This window comes from Capillibacterium thermochitinicola (genome assembly GCF_013664685.1).
GTDB classification, from domain to species: domain Bacteria; phylum Bacillota; class UBA4882; order UBA10575; family UBA10575; genus Capillibacterium; species Capillibacterium thermochitinicola.
In genome coordinates, this window is sequence record NZ_JAAKDE010000005.1 from 29,269 (window position 1) to 45,848 (window position 16,580).

A 16,580-nucleotide genomic window follows, 5' to 3' on the forward strand; every position below is an offset into this window, starting at 1 on the left:
ACCATGGCGAAAAGAGATTATTATGAAGTGCTGGGGGTGGAGCGCGGGGCCAGTGAGGAGGAGATAAAAAAGGCCTACCGGCAGCTGGCCCGGAAATACCATCCCGATGTTAATAAAGATGACCCGCAGGCGGAAGAGAAATTTAAGGAGATCAACGAAGCCTACCAAGTACTGAGCGATCCGCAGAAGCGGGCGGCCTACGACCGGTTCGGTCATGCCGGGACCGACCCGGGCTTTGGCGCCGGGACCGGGCCGGGTGGTTTTGGCGACTTTACGTTTGAGGGTTTTGGCGACATTTTTGATATGTTCTTCGGGGGCGGTGGCCGGCGGTCAAGAACCGGACCCCAGAAGGGCGCGGACTTGCGTTACGACCTGAGGATCGAATTTGAGGATGCGGCCTTCGGGAAAGAGACCACCATCAAGGTCCCCCGGACGGAAATCTGCTCCACTTGCCATGGCAACCGGGCCAAACCTGGTACGCCCATCAAGACCTGCCCGACCTGTGGTGGCAGCGGGCAAGTCCAGTCGGTGCAGAATACCATGTTCGGCCGCTTTTCCACCGTCCGCACTTGTGACCGTTGTCAGGGCGAAGGGAAGCTGATTGAGACTCCTTGCCCGACCTGTGCCGGCCGTGGGCGGGTCCGCCAGGTCCGTACGATCAAGATTAATATTCCCGCCGGTGTTGATACGGGACACCGTCTCCGGGTGGCCGGCGAAGGCGAAGCCGGTGAGCGCGGCGGACCCCCGGGTGATCTTTACGTCTACATTACGGTGAAACCCCATCCCTTCTTTAAACGGACGGGGAATGATCTCATCCTCGAGCATAAGATCAGTTTCGCCCAGGCGGCTTTGGGGGCTGTCATCGAAGTGCCGACTTTGGAAGGAACGGCGACTTTGCGGATTCCCGAAGGGACCCAACCGGGGACCTTGTTCCGCATCCGCGGGAAAGGCATTCCCTACCTGAACGGAAGCGGCCGGGGCGACGAATTGGTCCGGGTCCGGATTGAAGTGCCGACCAAACTGAACCACGCCCAACGGGAGGCCATCCGCCAAGTGGCCGAAGCCTTCGGGGAAGAAGTGGGCCTTCCGGAAAAAGGGTTCATCGACAAAGTCAAGGAGGCCTTCGGGAAATAGAGACTCTTCGGCAAATTTAAAACATTTCTTTGTATACAAAAACCCGCACATTGTGGCGGGTTTTTTCATAATTTATCCCGGTGATAACTGCCCGTTGGCGTTGGCGGCGATGGGCGAAGCATAGGCAAAAAGGAGGAAAAGGTTTGGCATGCGAAAAACGGTCCTGCTTCTCTTGTGTTTAAGTTTAATCGCCAGTGCGGCCTTGGTTCCGCAAGTTCACGGGGCGCCGGCCGAAGAAATCAAGATTGCCGGTCAATTCGGCCTGGTGTACGCCCCTTTAATGGTGGCCAAAGCGCGGAAGACCTTTGAACGGTACGGTTTGAAACCGGTTTGGAAGGAGTATGGTTCCGGCGGTGCGGTGCGCGAGGCCTTAATCTCCGGTGAGGTGGATGTCGGTTTCATGGGCATCCCTCCCTTTCTAATCGGCTGGGATAAAGGCTGTGATTGGAAGATTGTTTGCGGTTTTGTGATTGTGCCGATTGGCCTGGTAACCAATGACCCGAACATCAAAAGCCTGAAGGATTTCAAGCCGGAGGATAAAATCGCCGTCCCTTCCCCCGGCAGCATCCAACATATTCTCCTGGCCATGGCGGCCGAAAAAGAACTGGGTTCCCCGACGGCGCTTGACAATAACATCGTCGCGATGCCCCACCCGGATGGTGCCGCCGCCTTGATCTCGAAGAAAGGGATCAAAGCCCATTTCACCACACCCCCCTACTTATTTGAAGAACTCTCCCAACCTGGATGTCACCTGGTCATCGATGATGTGACGATTTTCGGGCATCCCTTCAACTTCAACGTCGGTGTGGCGCCGCAGCGTTTCTATGACCGTCGTCCCGCAGTCTACAGCAGTTTTGTCAACGCTATCGGTGAGGCGATGGCCTGGATCAACAATAACAAGGAAGCGGCGGCTAAGCTTTTGGCCCCGGAATTTGGGCTTACGCCCGAAAAAACGCTGGAGTATCTGAACTGGGAAGGGATGAATTACACCACCGCCCCCTATGGCCTGATGGGGTTTGGGGAGTTTATGGCGAAAGCCGGTTACATCAAGCGGGCCCCGGCCAGTTTGGCCGAGATCGCCTTCGATAATGTCTTGGCGATCATCGGGAGCCGGGCGGGCGGTCCGTCGGAGATTGAGCGGATTCAGTATTAAGTGCCAGTAGTAAGTGGCAGGCAAACTTCGGCGGGCGGCCAGGGGTGACTAGCGTCCATGGGGGAAGCCTTCCGTGTTTGGACGGAGGCCGGCCGGGCGCCGGGATCTTTCTGCTGAAAGTTAATGATGGTAAGTCAGGGAGGGGCTTATGGTGAAGGAAAGGGCAGGAATAACGCAAAGAAAAAAGACTCTTAACCAGGTAATATTCATTATTGGCGCGCTGATTGGCTGGGAGCTGCTGGCCTGGACCGGATGGTTCCCTCCCCTCCTCTTTCCCAAGATGAGTCAGGTTTTTATCCACTTGTGGGCGGAATTGAGCGGGGGCGAACTTTTGCAAAGAGTGGTTTTTTCCCTGTACATTATCGGGTTGGGTCTTGGTCTGGCCGTGGTCACCGCCGCTCTGGTGACCACGGGGGCAATGCTCTTCCCTCTCCTCTCCGACTGGGTGCAAGCCCTAATGGCTGTTTTGCACCCGTTGCCCGGGATCGCGATCCTGCCGATCATTATTCTTTGGCTGGGGACCGGGTCCCGGTCGATTGTCGCGGTGATCTGGTTCTCTTCCCTCTGGCCGCTCATCGCCAATCTGCACACGGGTCTCAGGTCGGTACCAACGACCCAGATCGAAGTCGGTCGCAACCTAGGGTTAAAAGGAATCCAGTTGGTCCGCTCCATTCTGCTGCCCGGGGCCTTCCCCCATATCCTGACCGGGCTCCGGGTGGGCTGGGCCCGCGCGTGGCAGGCTTCGGTCGCCGCGGAGATGGTTTTTGGGGCCTCCGGCGGGGAGGGCGGACTGGGTTGGTTCATCTACAAGAAACGCTTTTTCATGGAGATCCCCAGTGTCTTTGCGGGCATGATCCTCATTATCCTCATCGGTTTGCTGGTGGAACGTCTGTGCTTCGAAGAGGTCGAACGGCGCACGGTTAGACGCTGGGGAATGACCTCAGAATAAGGGGTTGATCGAAAATGTTCGAACCGGAAGTACTGGTCATCGAAAAATTAGACAAGACTTTTTTTGCCGGTGGTAAATGCGTAAACGCTTTGGAACAGATTGACTTAACGGTGAAAAGCGGCGAGTTTGTCAACTTGATCGGGCCCTCGGGTTGCGGCAAATCCACCCTGCTGCGCTGCATAGCCGGTTTTGAAAAACCGACCAATGGCCGAGTCAGTCTGAATGGCCGGGAGATCACCGGACCCGGGGTGGAGCGGATGATGGTCTTTCAATGCTTCGAGCAGCTCTTCCCGTGGTTTACGGTTCTGGAGAACATTATGTTTGCCCTCAAAGTAACCGGCATGGGCGCCTCCCGGGCCGAGCGGCGGGAAATGGCCCGGACTTACCTGGCGATGGTGGGGTTGACCGGTTTTGCCGATTTCTATCCCCATCAACTGTCCGGGGGAATGAAGCAACGGGTCGCGATTGCCCGCGCCCTCGCCGTCCGGCCAAGGATCCTGCTGATGGATGAACCATTCGGCAGCCTGGACGCGATGACCCGCCTAACCCTGCAGGAGGAGTTGATCCGGATCTGGGAGGAGACCGGGGTGACCATCCTCTTTGTCACCCATAACATTGAAGAAGCGATTGTTCTCGGCGACCGGATCGTGGTCTTCGAAGCCAACCCGGGCCGGATCAAAGCGGTGATCACCAACCAATTGGCCCGTCCCCGCTCTCCCGAAGCAAAGGACTTTAATATCATCTGGGAGCAGATCCATTCGCTCCTCGGGTTCAAACAACCGGACCGGGCGCGGACGGAGCGGAGCGTCGCCACGTTCTTTGCCGAGGAGCGGCGATTGTCACTCCTAACCCACCATTAGGGAGATTGTTAACGACCCCTGAGGATGTAATAACCTGAGGGGTCGATCCGCTTCCTTACCAACCTACTCGTTCAAGGAAGCATGATGGACGTCGGTAACCGAACGTGATGCGGAGCACGTCTATTTCCAGGTAACAATCTCCTCGAGACTTTTTCTTTTTTTCTCCGGAATTGTTTCCTCATCCGGGTAACCCAGTGGGATCAGGGCAATTACCTCAAGATTGTCCGGTAAAGCTAGCACTTCATGACAGCGCTTGGCATCAAAGGCACAGACCCAACAGGTCCCTAGACCCAGTTCAGCAGCGGCCAAGGTCAGATGTTCAATGGCAATGGCCAGATCTACATCGCAGTGGTCTTTACCGTCCACCCTTTTCCAGGAGACGGCATGATCACCGCAGGCAACAATCACAACCGGCGCCTTTTTAAACCAATCCCTTGGGTAAGTCGCAGCGACTTCGTTTTTCATTTTTTCCTCAGTAACCACAATGAAGTGCCAGGGCTGTAAATTGCAGGCCGAAGGGGCATTCCTGGCTGCTTCCAGGACCTGGAGCAGCTTTTCCCGTTCCACGGGTTGGTCTTTGAATTTCCGGACCGAATATCTCTTCTTTGTGAGTTCTAAAAAGGACATCTAATCTCCCTCCTTGAATTTATCTTTTTCCCTTGCATAAGTTTAACTATAAACCGCAAGAATTTCATCGGTGTTTAGCCATCGCCTACCCCCTTTTTTTGAAGCAACATACCATTTCGGAGTCCCGTTGGGTTTTCCTTTTTTAACTGCCAACTTGGTTGCATTCACCGCGTCAATATAAAATTTCCTTTAATAACGTTCGTGGTGTTTGTTCTTTATGATATGATATCAATTGATACTAACTTAAGTAACAGCTATAACAGCTAAAGAACTTATATGAGGGGGACACTCTGTTGACTGGTGTAAAAGGTGTAATTTTTGATATGGACGGCGTGATCATCGACAGTGAGCCTATCCATGTTAAACTGGAAAAAGAAATTATTGAAGAAGCCGGTGGCGATTATGCGAAGTTAAAGCCCGAGGATTTTATGGGAACTACTGATGTCCAGATGTGGAGCACAATAAAAGAACAATTTGGCCTCAAACTTTCGGTGGAAGAATTGATCAATATATGCCGGGAAAGGTTTATCCAAACCATCCCACAAATCCCCTTGGTGGACAATGTATTGGATTTCATGGCCGCTTTGCGCAATAACGGTTATAAATTGGGCCTGGCCTCCTCCAATAACGAACGGGCGGTCGAAACGGTTAGAAACCAGTTTGGCCTTGATCAATATATCGAAGTCTTTGTCAATGGCGAGGCGGTCTCCAAAGGAAAGCCGGATCCGGAAATTTTTCTTACGGCGGCAAAACTGCTGGGCTTACAACCGGAGGACTGTTTGGTAATAGAAGACTCCAGAAATGGAGTTCTGGCCGCCAAAGCAGCCGGGATGAGGTGTATCGGGTTTCAGAATAAAAACTCCGGCCGGCAAGATTTGTCCAAAGCCGATTTGATTGTGACCAGCTTTAAAAATTTAACGATTGAAGACATAAAAAACTTATTAAATGAACCTCTATAGACATTAATGCCGGAACATTCTGGAAGATCAGTGCCTGAACTCGACTAAAAAGAACTGCCCGGAGGAGACAGAAAGAGAATGGAAACCATCGACCTGCACGGAATAACACGGGAAGAAGCAGAGGAAACATTGGAACGGCGGCTGTTAAGCGCCTTTCAATACGGCGAAAGAGTGGTCCGCATCATCCACGGCCAAGGCAAACACAGCGCCTACTTTCCGGTCCTCAAGTCTTTTGTCCGCCGGTGGCTGGAAGAATCAGAGTTTGCCCGTACCTATGTGGAAGCCGTCTATCGTGGCGAAGACGGTTCCCCTTATACCCCGCCGAATCCGGGGGAGACGGTGGTGAGACTCAAGGGGGAGACCGCCATTGGTGCGGACGAAGAGATCGACTGGGTGGAGGAAGAGGAAGAATTAATCGCCCGGAAACAGGCAAAAAAAAGGAAGGCCCAAGCGCGGCGGGCAGCCTTCCGGCAACCTTATCGTCGTTAGTCCCCGGCGTTGCCTTTTAACATGAAATTGGTATTCAGCTCTGCTACGTCTGGACCAACCACTGATAACCGCCAATTCTTTAAATAAGTTTGGGCAAAATTAAGAATGTCATTACTGCTGATTTTTTGCAGTTCAGATTTATATTGGTCATAATCGGTTGCCCAAGTTAGGTCCAGTTGAGCGCCAATGGCGTCCATCAAAGATAAGAAACTTGGTGTTGAATAGTTTTTATCCTGGGATTTTTCTTCCAGCTCAACGAAATACCGGATTTCTTCCGGAGTAAGCGGTTCCCTTTCCAGTTCTTCCAGTAAATTAAAAACTTCGTAGATGGCCGGTTCCGTATTCTCCGGGAGGACTTGAAATGCAATCGTTATGTTTGGGGCGGTCGGTTCATTCAGATACGAATAACTGACCTGAAGATCGTAGCAGTAACCGCGTTCCTGCCTGAGTCTGGACCAAAGTTGATGTTGGAGGTATTTTTGGATAATCCGGCTGACAAAAAAACCGTCCTCCTCGGGTTTTGGTCCGGGGAAAGCTATAAAAATGGTGCTGACGGGGGCACGGGCATCGGTAAACCGGTAAACAGGGTCTGTGGCCAAACTTGGTGGAATTTCCGGGTTAAGGACTCTTTTCTGTAAATCGCGGCCACTGGGCTTCTTCAGGAAGTCCTCCGGCAGTTCCGAGGTGGTGGAAATCACTATATTGTTGGGCTTATAAATTTCACGAAACCACGTATTGACTTCATTGATATCCAGTTTGGAATAGTCTGCTTTGAATCTATTGAGGTAAGGATGATCCGGTCCGTAAAGGAGTTCATACAAAATAGATTGGCCCGTTACAAAAGGGGTTTTTGCTGTGTGGATATGCTGATTAATTAATTCATTACACAGGTCGTAAAGTAAAAGAGTATCCAGACGAATGAGGGCATCAAGCTCGGCGCAGAAAGCGGCGAAATCATCCCGCCAGACGACAAAGGTAAAGATCGTGTATTCCGCAAAAGGATAGTAGTTCACCTCAAGGGCGCGGGTGTTACGAAGCAACAGGTAGACCAATTCATTGGTGAGGGTGTTCAGTCCCCGTTTTTCGCTGGGTTCATGCCCATACCCGGTTTTCAGGATCATTGTTACGTATTCATAATTCTCTTCTTTGGAGATGGGATCAAGTTTTGAGACGACTAAGGGGTCAACCCGCCGGGTGGAAGAACCCCAAATTGTCAAGGGACAGCACAGGGTAGTGCTTAAAATAAGGACGGCCAAGAAAAGGCCTTTCCGGACAGAAAAATGTGGATGCGTTTTCATCTAATCACAATCCTTTTAATTATTGATTAATTGGCTTTTATTACGACTTTATGGTAGGTTTGGTCGGCCAAGTAGTTTTCGACGAATTTTTTCAGATCATTGGAGGATAAGCGCTTAATTGTTGCCAGATCCGCCTTGGAAATAGTAGTCGGTTCGAAGATTAATTTTGCGTAATACTCATTTAAAAGGATGGGCGAAGATTCGGTTAGTTTCAGTGTTTTCTCCAGACTCGTGGACAAGGCTTTTGTGAATTGAGAAAAATCTTTTGCTTTCAGGTAGTTATAGTATCGTTTAATATTTCGTTCGTGCCACTTACTAATCTCTGGCGTGTATTCTTCTTGAACATCTTTGTATTCAAAGATTAAGTAAAAATCCTCGCCAAGGGTGAAAAGATAAATATCGTAGTCGAGGGGACGGTTTGTAACATAATCATACTGGCGTGATTCGAAGGTCAGGATATAGGGGAGGGTTTTGGCGATGACCAGGTCCTTCCCTTTCATTTTTTTTAGATTAATCCCAAACAACAGCCGGTATTTCTCGCCCGGTAAATAATCCTCCAAAATGATATCTTTGTCGAGGGGACTGGTTGGACGGAGATGGTTTTTTCGGGCGGTTTCTTTATCCGGTTTAGGGAGGGAAGCCAGATAACCGGCAATTTCATCTTTATTGAAGTTACCGGTGATGATCACGGTTAACTGGTCGGTTGAGTAGTATTGATGATGGAAAGCCAGAAGGGTCTGGCGGTCAATGGCGTGGATCTTTGAATCCAGCTGGTTTTGGGTCAAGTGGTTTAGATACGTTAAAAACACATTACCCGGTGTTGAGCGCATCGCTCTCTCAATGGTGACGATCTTTTTTTCTTTTTCAATGTCACTCGGGTCAAAGGCCGGATGGAGAATGAGATCCATAAAGAAGGACAAAGCTTCGGTCAGGTTTTCGGGAGTCGATTCCAATACATATTCCGTCCGGTTTAAGGTGGTAAAGGCATTATAAGTATTGCCTTTTTTATCCGTCAAATCGGGGGAATCCGATAAAGTAACTTCGCCATTGCCGCGAAAAACCAAATGCTCCACCAGATGGGTGATTTCCAGGTGTTCCTGGGGCTCATGGAGAAAACCGACCGGGACGATGATCCGGGCGGCAACTTTTTTGGCCTTGGGAATCTGCCTGTAAACGAATCTAATTCCGTTTGGGAAGGTCTGCTCCGTAAAATCCCCTTCCGCCCCCAGGACGATGGGGCTGAGGAGCGTTACGATGATCAGTAAAAGGCAAGCCCGGATTTTCCAAAAGGAACGCATTTTATCAACCCTTTTCTTTTAATTAAAATCCAAGCCAAATTCTTGACTCTGTTTTATTTAACACGCGTAGCTTGGAGCTAATACTGGACGATTATTTTTTTAGGAACTGCTTTAAAATTGAGTTCCACTTTGATGCCGGGTTTGATCCGTGGTTTCGCGGCCCTTTTAATCGTCAGGGACTCCGCAGCCGAGAAATTCAGATCATAATTGGTATCCAAAAACAGTAAATCTTGCGGGTCATTAAAGCATCCGTTAAAATCCGTGTCAACCAAGGCAATGGGGATTTCTTCGTCCTCAATATAAAGATGACCCGCCAACCATGTTCTTGTCCTTAACAAAAGAAAATCATGATAGCCGGCCCGGGCAACAATGAGATAGGGCAAGTCAAAGGAAACAGGGATGCTATATTCTTCATCGGCGATTTTGTACGTTACATTAAAGCTGAGGGGCATCGGCGCATAATAAACGTTGAGGCCCGGGTAGCGGTCGCTCTTAAATAGTTCATAACCGCGTTCTTCCGCAAAATCAAGATCGGCATCCGCATCAACCCAGATTTGTTTCTTTTCCCCCTCTAAATCAACGAGAAGACCATAGACTTTTGCCGGGTTTCCCAGTTTTGCCTCGGCATAATAAAGAACATTGGCGTCAATCTGTGGAGGTTTCGCAATTTTGGCATTACCTTTTACTCTGACCATTCTCAGTTCACATTTCTGCCCCTCGTCTTCTTTAAGTTCCAAACTAAAAGGCCGGTCCTTATCGATGGGATGTAAAGGGAATTCTTCTGTCGTTAAAGCATTTGCGGACAAGCTTAGAAGCAAAAAAACAAGGCAGAGAACGGCAATTTTACCCTGCGAGCGAATCTTCATTATATTTCCTCCTTGATGTAATATACAGTACTATATAATTTATATATAAAATTCACAAAAACCTGCAGGCAATTGCGAAATAACCTCGAAACTATATATATCTTAAAACAAAAGGAGGCATAAAATTTGAAAAAACTTACGCTCAGAATTTTCACTTTTATGCTCTTTATTGTTTTTCTCTGGCCAAGTATGGCTTTCGCTTCCGAATATTTTTTATTTGATGCGGAAGAAAATAAAATCCTGTTTATGGATGAAGATGATTTGAACTTCACAGAAAAAATGGATCTGGAAAAGGTCCCCGACTTATTAATGAAAACATCCGATCCCGATAAGTATTTGGCTATTTATGGACCGGAAAAATCGGAAGATGGGACCGAAAGTAACCTTTTGGCCAATCTCTTTAAAAAAACAAATGAGAAGAGAGCAAGTATTGCAGGGCGGTTAATTCTTTTTAATGTTAAAACCGGGCGCACCGAGGATGTGGTTGACATCGGTTATGCGCCCTTTAATTGGGAATATACAGAAGATCGCCGGCACTTTTTCATTACCTACCGCGTTTCTGCTGAGAAAGACAGTGGCTTTGAGCTGCTTCATTACAATATTCCGGAGATGACCTGCCAAACTGTGGAGCTGCCGGCTTCAACCGTAAAGGTTAACCAAATTGCGATTAACCAAGAGCTCGGTCAGGTATATTTGCTCTTGGATAATGTTGATCGGATCGACTTTAGTCGTAATAAACAAAAAATCTCCGGGCAACCCCAGCTTCTAACGGTTAATATAGGTGATCTACAAGTAAAAGCCAGTACGCCTTTGGATAATCCCCCGTTGAGTTTGCGGCTATTAAGCAAGGATCGAGGGGTTTTAATCTGTCAGGACTGGAAAGTAAACGTCAATTTCTCCAATGGACAGTTTAAGCGTTATCTTGAATTGGGCGAAGGTTCCGTCGTTTTTATGGATTTACAGGAACAAAAGCCCCTGGAGAAATACGACGTTGACAAACGCAGTATCTATTGGCAGTGGTTCCCCGAGGACAAAGTATATATCATCCACTACGAAACGCCGGAGAGTGGCCTAAAAACAAACTCCCACTTTTTAAAGATCACGAAAGATGGGGTCGAAAGCAAAGTATTAACGGAGGAAGTACTGGATTTTGATTACTACCCGGAAGAGGACAAGTTATACATTTTACATAAAGATAAGCTCTCCTGGATCGACTATCAAACAAAACAAATGGTTACATATCATACCGGCAGTAATCTGTATAAGAAATCGCCGTATAGTTTCCGCAAATTACCCGACTCGGATCTGGCCTTGATATATTCGGTAAGAGATGGGAAAGTAAAGTTTTATGACCTCAAACGGAATAAGGTGGAACGCAAAGTGTTGTCCGGCCGGACCTGGGGGAAGGTGGCCTATTTATTTAGAACGATGTTGAGCCGTCCGCAGGATGCGTTAACAAGGGTCAGCACGAACGCCGATCTGACAAGATTTTACGTTTATAACCGGATGAGCAATGATATAACGGTCTATGACCGTAGTTTTCGACCGCAAAAGTATATTGTGACTCCGGAACCGGCTTTGGGTATCTACCAAATAACCAAACCGACCTTGAAAACACTGGTGTTCACCGGTAAAAAAATCTATGAACTGGTGGATCAAGAGCTGAAATTGGTGCATAGTTTCGAGAAGAAAACGGACCGGATTGCGGTGGTCGGCGAGGAAAACAGAGTAATGATCGTCTCCGAAACCGAGTTGTTGGTGTTGCATCCGGATTCTTTGCAAACGGAGACCAGAATCAAGTTTTTTGTCGGGCGGGATGAAAAATATACGAAGCTAAAAGCAGGCGACCAAAGGTTCTATTTTATCGAGACTTTATAAAAGTAACTTCCAGCGGGGAAAAGTTAAGCGCGAGGAATTAAATAGAAAATGGAGGAAAGCTTATGAAAAAGGCGATAAGGCAATCCTTGAAGATTATGGTTTTTTGCTTAAGCATATTACTCTTGAGCAGTAGTACAGCATTGGCTGAAGACAACATTTTCAAAGTAGGGTATCTAGCTGCTGGTAAGGTGACTACTGCCGCATCGGGAAGTGAAGCGAAGTTCGATCTGGGGGGGTCCGTTGCTTTTTGGTTCGAAAGGGCCTTGGAAATTAACGAAGACTTTGAACTGGGTTATGGGGTGGCATTACAGTTGAGTGGCGAATTTGAAGAAGATGATGACTATTACAGCTTCCATGAAAAAGAAAGTATTTGTTTTCCCTTCTTTCTTTTACTGAATTACTATCCCTTGACAATTGAAGGTCTCCCCTACCTCACGGGCCATTTTGGCTATAACCTAATGTTGTACGACGATGGTGATAATAACGCAAATTTGCATGGTCTGTATTATGCCCTGGGGGCCGGGATCCGTCTTCCCGGGTATCCCAATGTAAGAGCGGAGGTTTTGTATACAGCAAATAGCGGCTCAGGCACTGTAGTCGATGTATGGGATGACACATCGGAAAAAGTAAAAGTATCCCTTTCCCGGATCTGTTTGAATGTTGGTTTCGGCTTTTAGGATTTAAATAAGATAGTAAAAAAACAGGTAATACAGAACCGTGCCGCCGAGCACCAGGAGACTGGGTTTGATGAGTTTGGACAAGGTCGGCGTGAGCCCGGTCTCAAAATACTCGTTGGAGACCAACAGACAGACATGAACCGGAGAAAGCATCAGTCCGATCATGCCAAAACCCTGTGCGAGAACGATCGCAGAGAGCAAAGTGCCGAAGCCGGGTTCCGCCCCCAGCAAGCTGAGGACAATCGGGAAACTGGCGCCGATGTAACCGACGGCAAGTCCCGTTGCTAAGGCGCTGACAAAAGGAATCAGCATGATCATCAACCAAACGGGGATCCCAAAGGAGGTCAGCTCGCTGCTGAAGCGGGCGACCAAGGGGGTTCCGTCGGGCAGGTTGGACCCGATAAAGGCCCCGTAGACCTGGATCATCGACATCTGGACCGCCAGGACCAGGAATTTCTTCTGGACCAATATTTTCCGCCACTGGGCGGCGGTTAACGGGCGGAAATATTGCAGCCAAAGGATGGCGCCGATGATCCCAATCCCGATCGGGATGTATTGGTTGTTACTCCGGATTGTGTCCGGGAGAAGCTGGTAAACGATGTAGGTCCCGATGACAATTAGAATCGGGGACAACAGGAAGATCAGTTGCCGCCAGAATCCGGTTTGCCCCTGCGGGGCAGGCCGCGGGCAAGAGGGGATCGGCCGGAGGAGAAAAAGGTAACCCGCCCCGGCGGCAATCAGGCTTAACGGAAAACCGACCAAGAGAAACTCCAACGAGGAAAGCCCCGCGATCTCCATCGCCAGGAGAGGGCCGGGAAACAGCGGGGACCAGAATTCCCAGGGATGCCGGAACCAAAAGTTAATGGCGGATTTTAATTCCGGATCGACGTTTTTTTCTTCATCACAGGTGTCAACCAGTGGTGCGGAAAAAAACGCACCGCCGGGGATTGGTAGCACACCGATCACGGCCGGCAGGGCCGAAATTGAACCGCGGGTGGAGAGGCGGCTTTGGATTAAGGCGACCATCTCCCGCATCAGGCCGGTTTCGGACATTTGCATACTCAACCAGTAAATTAGGGCGATGACGATGACAAAAGTGAGGTGTTTGAAGGTCAGCAGGGGACGACTGGCGATGGCGAGCATCTCGGCGGGGGACTGGCCGGCGAAAAGGGCAATTAATAAAGCGCCACTGGTCATGGCCAGGGATAGACTCTTCAGAAGACGATTGGTCAGGAGAATCACGCCGAGGGAAAGCAGAATCTTGATCAGCCAGGGAAGTTCGGGAAACAGCTGCATCTCTACACCGTTCTTTCTTTAGTTAATTATTGCAAATCTGCTACAATAATAATCCCATAATCCGTCAGCATGGTGCTTGCAATTATCTTCGGCGTAAAAAAGGAACTTTCCTGCCGGTTTAATCTTGACTTTTATGTTGTTGCTGTCTATACTTTAAGACAAGGTCTTTTAAAATTATATTAACCTTAATAACGATAGAGGCGCGGTCTATTACGAGTAATCTGTTATATATGGTCTGGCACAGTAACAGATGAAAAGAATAACCGCCGAAGTGTCGGTTTCCGGCCAGAAGGGGCCGATGCTGGGCTGTTGCAGAATATGCAACAGACTGTCACTGTTAGGGTGGAGAGCTATCGTGTGGTTCACTATTGCAATTGCATGAAGCGTCTCGACGCTTCATGTTTTTTTTTTTATAAAAAAACCAAAAATGGGAGGGTTATGATGAACCGGAGAAGATTACTCATCCTGCTACTGGTTGTAGCCGCAATGGCCTTGGCCTTTGCCTTACCGGCTCTTGCGGAGGACGCGGCCGGCGAGGAGTACCAGAGCGCCGTCTACGCTACCTTCTGGTCGCTGCTTCCGCCTCTGGTGGCCATTGTCCTTGCGCTGATTACTAAGGAAGTGTACAGTTCGCTCATCATCGGCATTATTTTCGGTGCTTTGCTTTATGCCAACTTCAATCTGCTTACTGCCTACACGTCCATCTTTACGGAAGGATTTATCGCTTCTCTTGCCGACAGTTGGAACGTGGGCATCCTCATTTTCCTGGTCATCTTGGGGACAATGGTCTGCCTGATGAACCGGGCGGGCGGCTCGGCCGCTTACGGCGAGTGGGCACGGCAAAGAATCCGCAGCCGGAAAGGGGCGCTGCTCGCCACTTTCGGACTGGGTGTGCTTATCTTTGTTGACGACTATTTTAACTGCCTGACCGTTGGGAACGTGATGCGGCCGATCACCGACAAGCACCGGATCTCCCGGGCCAAACTGGCCTACATTGTTGATGCCACGGCGGCGCCCGTCTGCATGATCGCCCCCATCTCCTCCTGGGCGGCGGCGGTGACCGGGGTGGTTGAAGGGTATAACGGGTTCGAGCTTTTCGTGCGGGCGATCCCGTACAATCTCTACTCCCTCCTCACCCTGACCATGATCGTTTTCATCACCTTGCTTGGGATCGAATACGGACCAATGCGGAAACATGAAGAGAATGCCATTCAACGCGGGGATCTCTATACCACGCCCGATCGTCCTTATGAGGGGCAGGATGGCGATGTTTCGGCCGGCAAAGGGAAGGTGCGTGACCTGGTGATCCCGGTCCTTGTGCTAATCGTCCTCTGTATACTGGGGATGCTCTATACCGGCGGGATTCTCGAAGGGGCAAGTATCCAGGACGCCTTTGCCAACTGCGATGCTTCGCTCGGACTATCCCTGGGTTCCGCGCTTGCTCTCCTCTTTACTATTATTTATTTCCTCCTGCGGAAAGTGCTTACTTTCAATGAGTGCATGGCGTGTCTCCCTGATGGTTTTAAAGCGATGGTTCCGGCGATTTTGATCCTTACTTGTGCCTGGACTTTGAGCGGCATCACTAATCTTCTTGGCGCCAAGGAGTTTGTCAGCGCAATCTTTGAAGGCAGTGCCGCCGGGCTTAAGATTCTGCTGCCCGCGATTGTCTTTGCCGTCGCCTCCGGGATGTCTTTCTCCACCGGGACTTCTTGGGGAACCTTCGGTATTCTGCTGCCGATCGTGGTGGCGATCGGGATGGAGCCGGAACTGCTGATCATTTCGATCTCCGCCACCCTGGCCGGTGCGGTTTTTGGCGACCACTGCTCGCCCATTTCCGATACCACCATTATGTCTTCGACCGGCGCCATGTGTAACCATATCAACCACGTGGCAACCCAGCTGCCTTACGCCATTACGGTGGCTGCTGTTTCCTTTGTCGGCTATATTTTGGCCGGTTTCGTCCCGTCGGCCTGGGTTGTACTGCCCGTTTCGCTGGTTCTGCTGTTTGGCGTCCTCTACCTGATTAAACTGGCGACGGGAAGCATCCCCGAGGCGAAGACGGAAGCGAGGTAAGACTGTTAAAATAATGGGCATGGAAAACCTAACAGGCTAAAACAGCAAACACGTTTATAAACAAAGGGAGCGTTGCCAAACAAGAAATATGTGTGGCAACGCTCTTTTATTGCCGGATTATAAATTAATATTATGTATTGCGCCAATCAACTCAAATACTTCTGAAACAGGGGCATCCTTTTCTTTCAATTTCTGTAATGTCTTATCCCTGAATAACTTTATCCCGGATTCAACCGCTTCTAAACAATCGATCTTCCACGCCTCGAATATTCTTTCAGAATGATGGCCTTTGATTAATTCATAGGCAGTGTGAAGCGTGATTTGTACTTTTTCTAAATCTGGAAACGGACCTGCAATATGGATGTTTTTTCCGGCAATATATTTATTTTTATTGTTTAAGTTGGTCCCACCCGCATACCGATCGCGAGCGGCAAATTTTAAATTTCTAACGTTAGCCATCACCAAAGCACCAAAACACAAAGGACAAGGCTCCGTGGTTGAATATAAGGAAAACTGACGGATGTTGGGATAATCAGACTCATTCACTTTCAAAAGAGCATTTAACTCAGCATGGGAAAGTTTATGCCCTGCGATTTCACCCGCTTCTCTTTCGCTTTCATAAAGCCGATTCCGACCTCTGGCAATGATTTTGCCTTTAACATCGACAACCACTGCCCCAATCGGAATAGAACCTTTTTTAAATGAAGTCCACCCCAACTCGAAACATGCTTGCCATGGTTCTTCTAATTTGTCCCACATGAAAATCCCCCCAAGTCCTACGCCCGCATTGATTTACCCGGCCCCTGACAACAAAAAGCCCTTTATCCTGAGTTTTTTTAAAATATTCCCCTAAACCTTTAACGTTCTTATTTAAATATAACACTAAAATACTACTCAATACCATTATTTCTCCTTCTTCAAGAGTCTGTGTAGTTAGTGTAAAATTACTGTAGATTTTATGGAGGAGATATCTTTACAAAAAGAGAAGAGGAACCTCACATTCGGCAAGAATGAATACCCCCC

General features: G+C 49.0%; 15 protein-coding genes and 1 riboswitch. Of the genes, 9 read left to right on the forward strand and 6 right to left on the reverse strand.

Translation table 11 applies throughout. The annotated features are described in order from the left end of the window. Positions 1-3: 3 nt before the first annotated feature. The 4 genes from dnaJ (at position 4) to G5B42_RS03435 (ending at position 4,096) form a co-directional block, all read left to right on the forward strand. The gene (dnaJ, locus tag G5B42_RS03420; protein WP_181339048.1) at positions 4-1,134 is read left to right on the forward strand and encodes a molecular chaperone DnaJ; all 1,131 of its coding nucleotides are present in this window, start codon (positions 4-6) and stop codon (positions 1,132-1,134) included. Positions 1,135-1,282: 148 nt separating this feature from the next. Next, positions 1,283-2,287: an ABC transporter substrate-binding protein gene (locus G5B42_RS03425; RefSeq protein ID WP_181339049.1), complete on the forward strand. Its 1,005-nt coding sequence runs from the start codon at positions 1,283-1,285 to the stop codon at positions 2,285-2,287. 151 nt (positions 2,288-2,438) lie between these two features. Beyond that, the gene (locus tag G5B42_RS03430; RefSeq protein WP_181339050.1) at positions 2,439-3,236 is read left to right on the forward strand and encodes an ABC transporter permease; all 798 of its coding nucleotides are present in this window, start codon (positions 2,439-2,441) and stop codon (positions 3,234-3,236) included. A gap of 14 nt (positions 3,237-3,250) precedes the next feature. After that, the gene (locus tag G5B42_RS03435) at positions 3,251-4,096 is read left to right on the forward strand and encodes an ABC transporter ATP-binding protein (RefSeq protein ID WP_181339051.1); all 846 of its coding nucleotides are present in this window, start codon (positions 3,251-3,253) and stop codon (positions 4,094-4,096) included. Positions 4,097-4,216: 120 nt separating this feature from the next. Here the strand turns inward: G5B42_RS03435 and G5B42_RS03440 are convergent, their stop codons facing one another. Continuing rightward, complete coding sequence (locus G5B42_RS03440; protein ID WP_181339052.1) at positions 4,217-4,723, reverse strand: nitroreductase family protein; 507 nt, start codon at positions 4,721-4,723, stop codon at positions 4,217-4,219. Between the two features lie 293 nt (positions 4,724-5,016). On the opposite strand from G5B42_RS03440, the gene G5B42_RS03445 reads away from it, so the two are divergent. Then, positions 5,017-5,682: an HAD family hydrolase gene (locus G5B42_RS03445; RefSeq protein ID WP_231133204.1), complete on the forward strand. Its 666-nt coding sequence runs from the start codon at positions 5,017-5,019 to the stop codon at positions 5,680-5,682. A 78-nt stretch (positions 5,683-5,760) separates the two neighbouring features. Beyond that, positions 5,761-6,171 (forward strand): Smr/MutS family protein, encoded by a 411-nt coding sequence (locus G5B42_RS03450; protein ID WP_181339053.1) that lies wholly within the window; start codon positions 5,761-5,763, stop codon positions 6,169-6,171. Here G5B42_RS03450 and G5B42_RS03455 read toward each other — a convergent pair. The 3 genes from G5B42_RS03455 to G5B42_RS03465 form a co-directional block, all read right to left on the reverse strand. Then, on the reverse strand, positions 6,168-7,469 hold the full coding sequence (locus G5B42_RS03455) for a M16 family metallopeptidase (RefSeq protein WP_181339054.1): 1,302 nt from the start codon (positions 7,467-7,469) through the stop codon (positions 6,168-6,170). The two genes, G5B42_RS03450 and G5B42_RS03455, sit on opposite strands and share 4 nt — an antisense overlap. Before the next feature lie 26 nt (positions 7,470-7,495). Next, positions 7,496-8,767, reverse strand: coding sequence for a M16 family metallopeptidase (locus tag G5B42_RS03460; protein ID WP_181339055.1), 1,272 nt, complete (start codon positions 8,765-8,767; stop codon positions 7,496-7,498). A gap of 77 nt (positions 8,768-8,844) precedes the next feature. Next, on the reverse strand, positions 8,845-9,633 hold the full coding sequence (locus tag G5B42_RS03465; RefSeq protein WP_181339056.1) for a hypothetical protein: 789 nt from the start codon (positions 9,631-9,633) through the stop codon (positions 8,845-8,847). A 126-nt stretch (positions 9,634-9,759) separates the two neighbouring features. On the opposite strand from G5B42_RS03465, the gene G5B42_RS03470 reads away from it, so the two are divergent. Then, positions 9,760-11,511, forward strand: a complete 1,752-nt coding sequence (locus tag G5B42_RS03470) for a hypothetical protein (RefSeq protein ID WP_181339057.1) — start codon at positions 9,760-9,762, stop codon at positions 11,509-11,511. Between the two features lie 62 nt (positions 11,512-11,573). After that, positions 11,574-12,188: a hypothetical protein gene (locus G5B42_RS03475; RefSeq protein WP_181339058.1), complete on the forward strand. Its 615-nt coding sequence runs from the start codon at positions 11,574-11,576 to the stop codon at positions 12,186-12,188. Positions 12,189-12,191: 3 nt separating this feature from the next. Here the strand turns inward: G5B42_RS03475 and G5B42_RS03480 are convergent, their stop codons facing one another. Next, a complete protein-coding gene (locus tag G5B42_RS03480) occupies positions 12,192-13,484 on the reverse strand; it encodes a DUF401 family protein (protein WP_181339059.1) in 1,293 nt (430 codons plus the stop codon). A 187-nt stretch (positions 13,485-13,671) separates the two neighbouring features. After that, positions 13,672-13,845: riboswitch (Lysine riboswitch) on the forward strand. A gap of 77 nt (positions 13,846-13,922) precedes the next feature. On the opposite strand from G5B42_RS03480, the gene G5B42_RS03485 reads away from it, so the two are divergent. After that, positions 13,923-15,557, forward strand: coding sequence for a Na+/H+ antiporter NhaC family protein (locus G5B42_RS03485; protein WP_407926900.1), 1,635 nt, complete (start codon positions 13,923-13,925; stop codon positions 15,555-15,557). A 117-nt stretch (positions 15,558-15,674) separates the two neighbouring features. On the opposite strand, the gene G5B42_RS03490 is transcribed toward G5B42_RS03485, so the two are convergent. Beyond that, complete coding sequence (locus G5B42_RS03490) at positions 15,675-16,316, reverse strand: nucleoside deaminase (RefSeq protein WP_181339060.1); 642 nt, start codon at positions 16,314-16,316, stop codon at positions 15,675-15,677. Positions 16,317-16,580 lie beyond the last annotated feature (264 nt).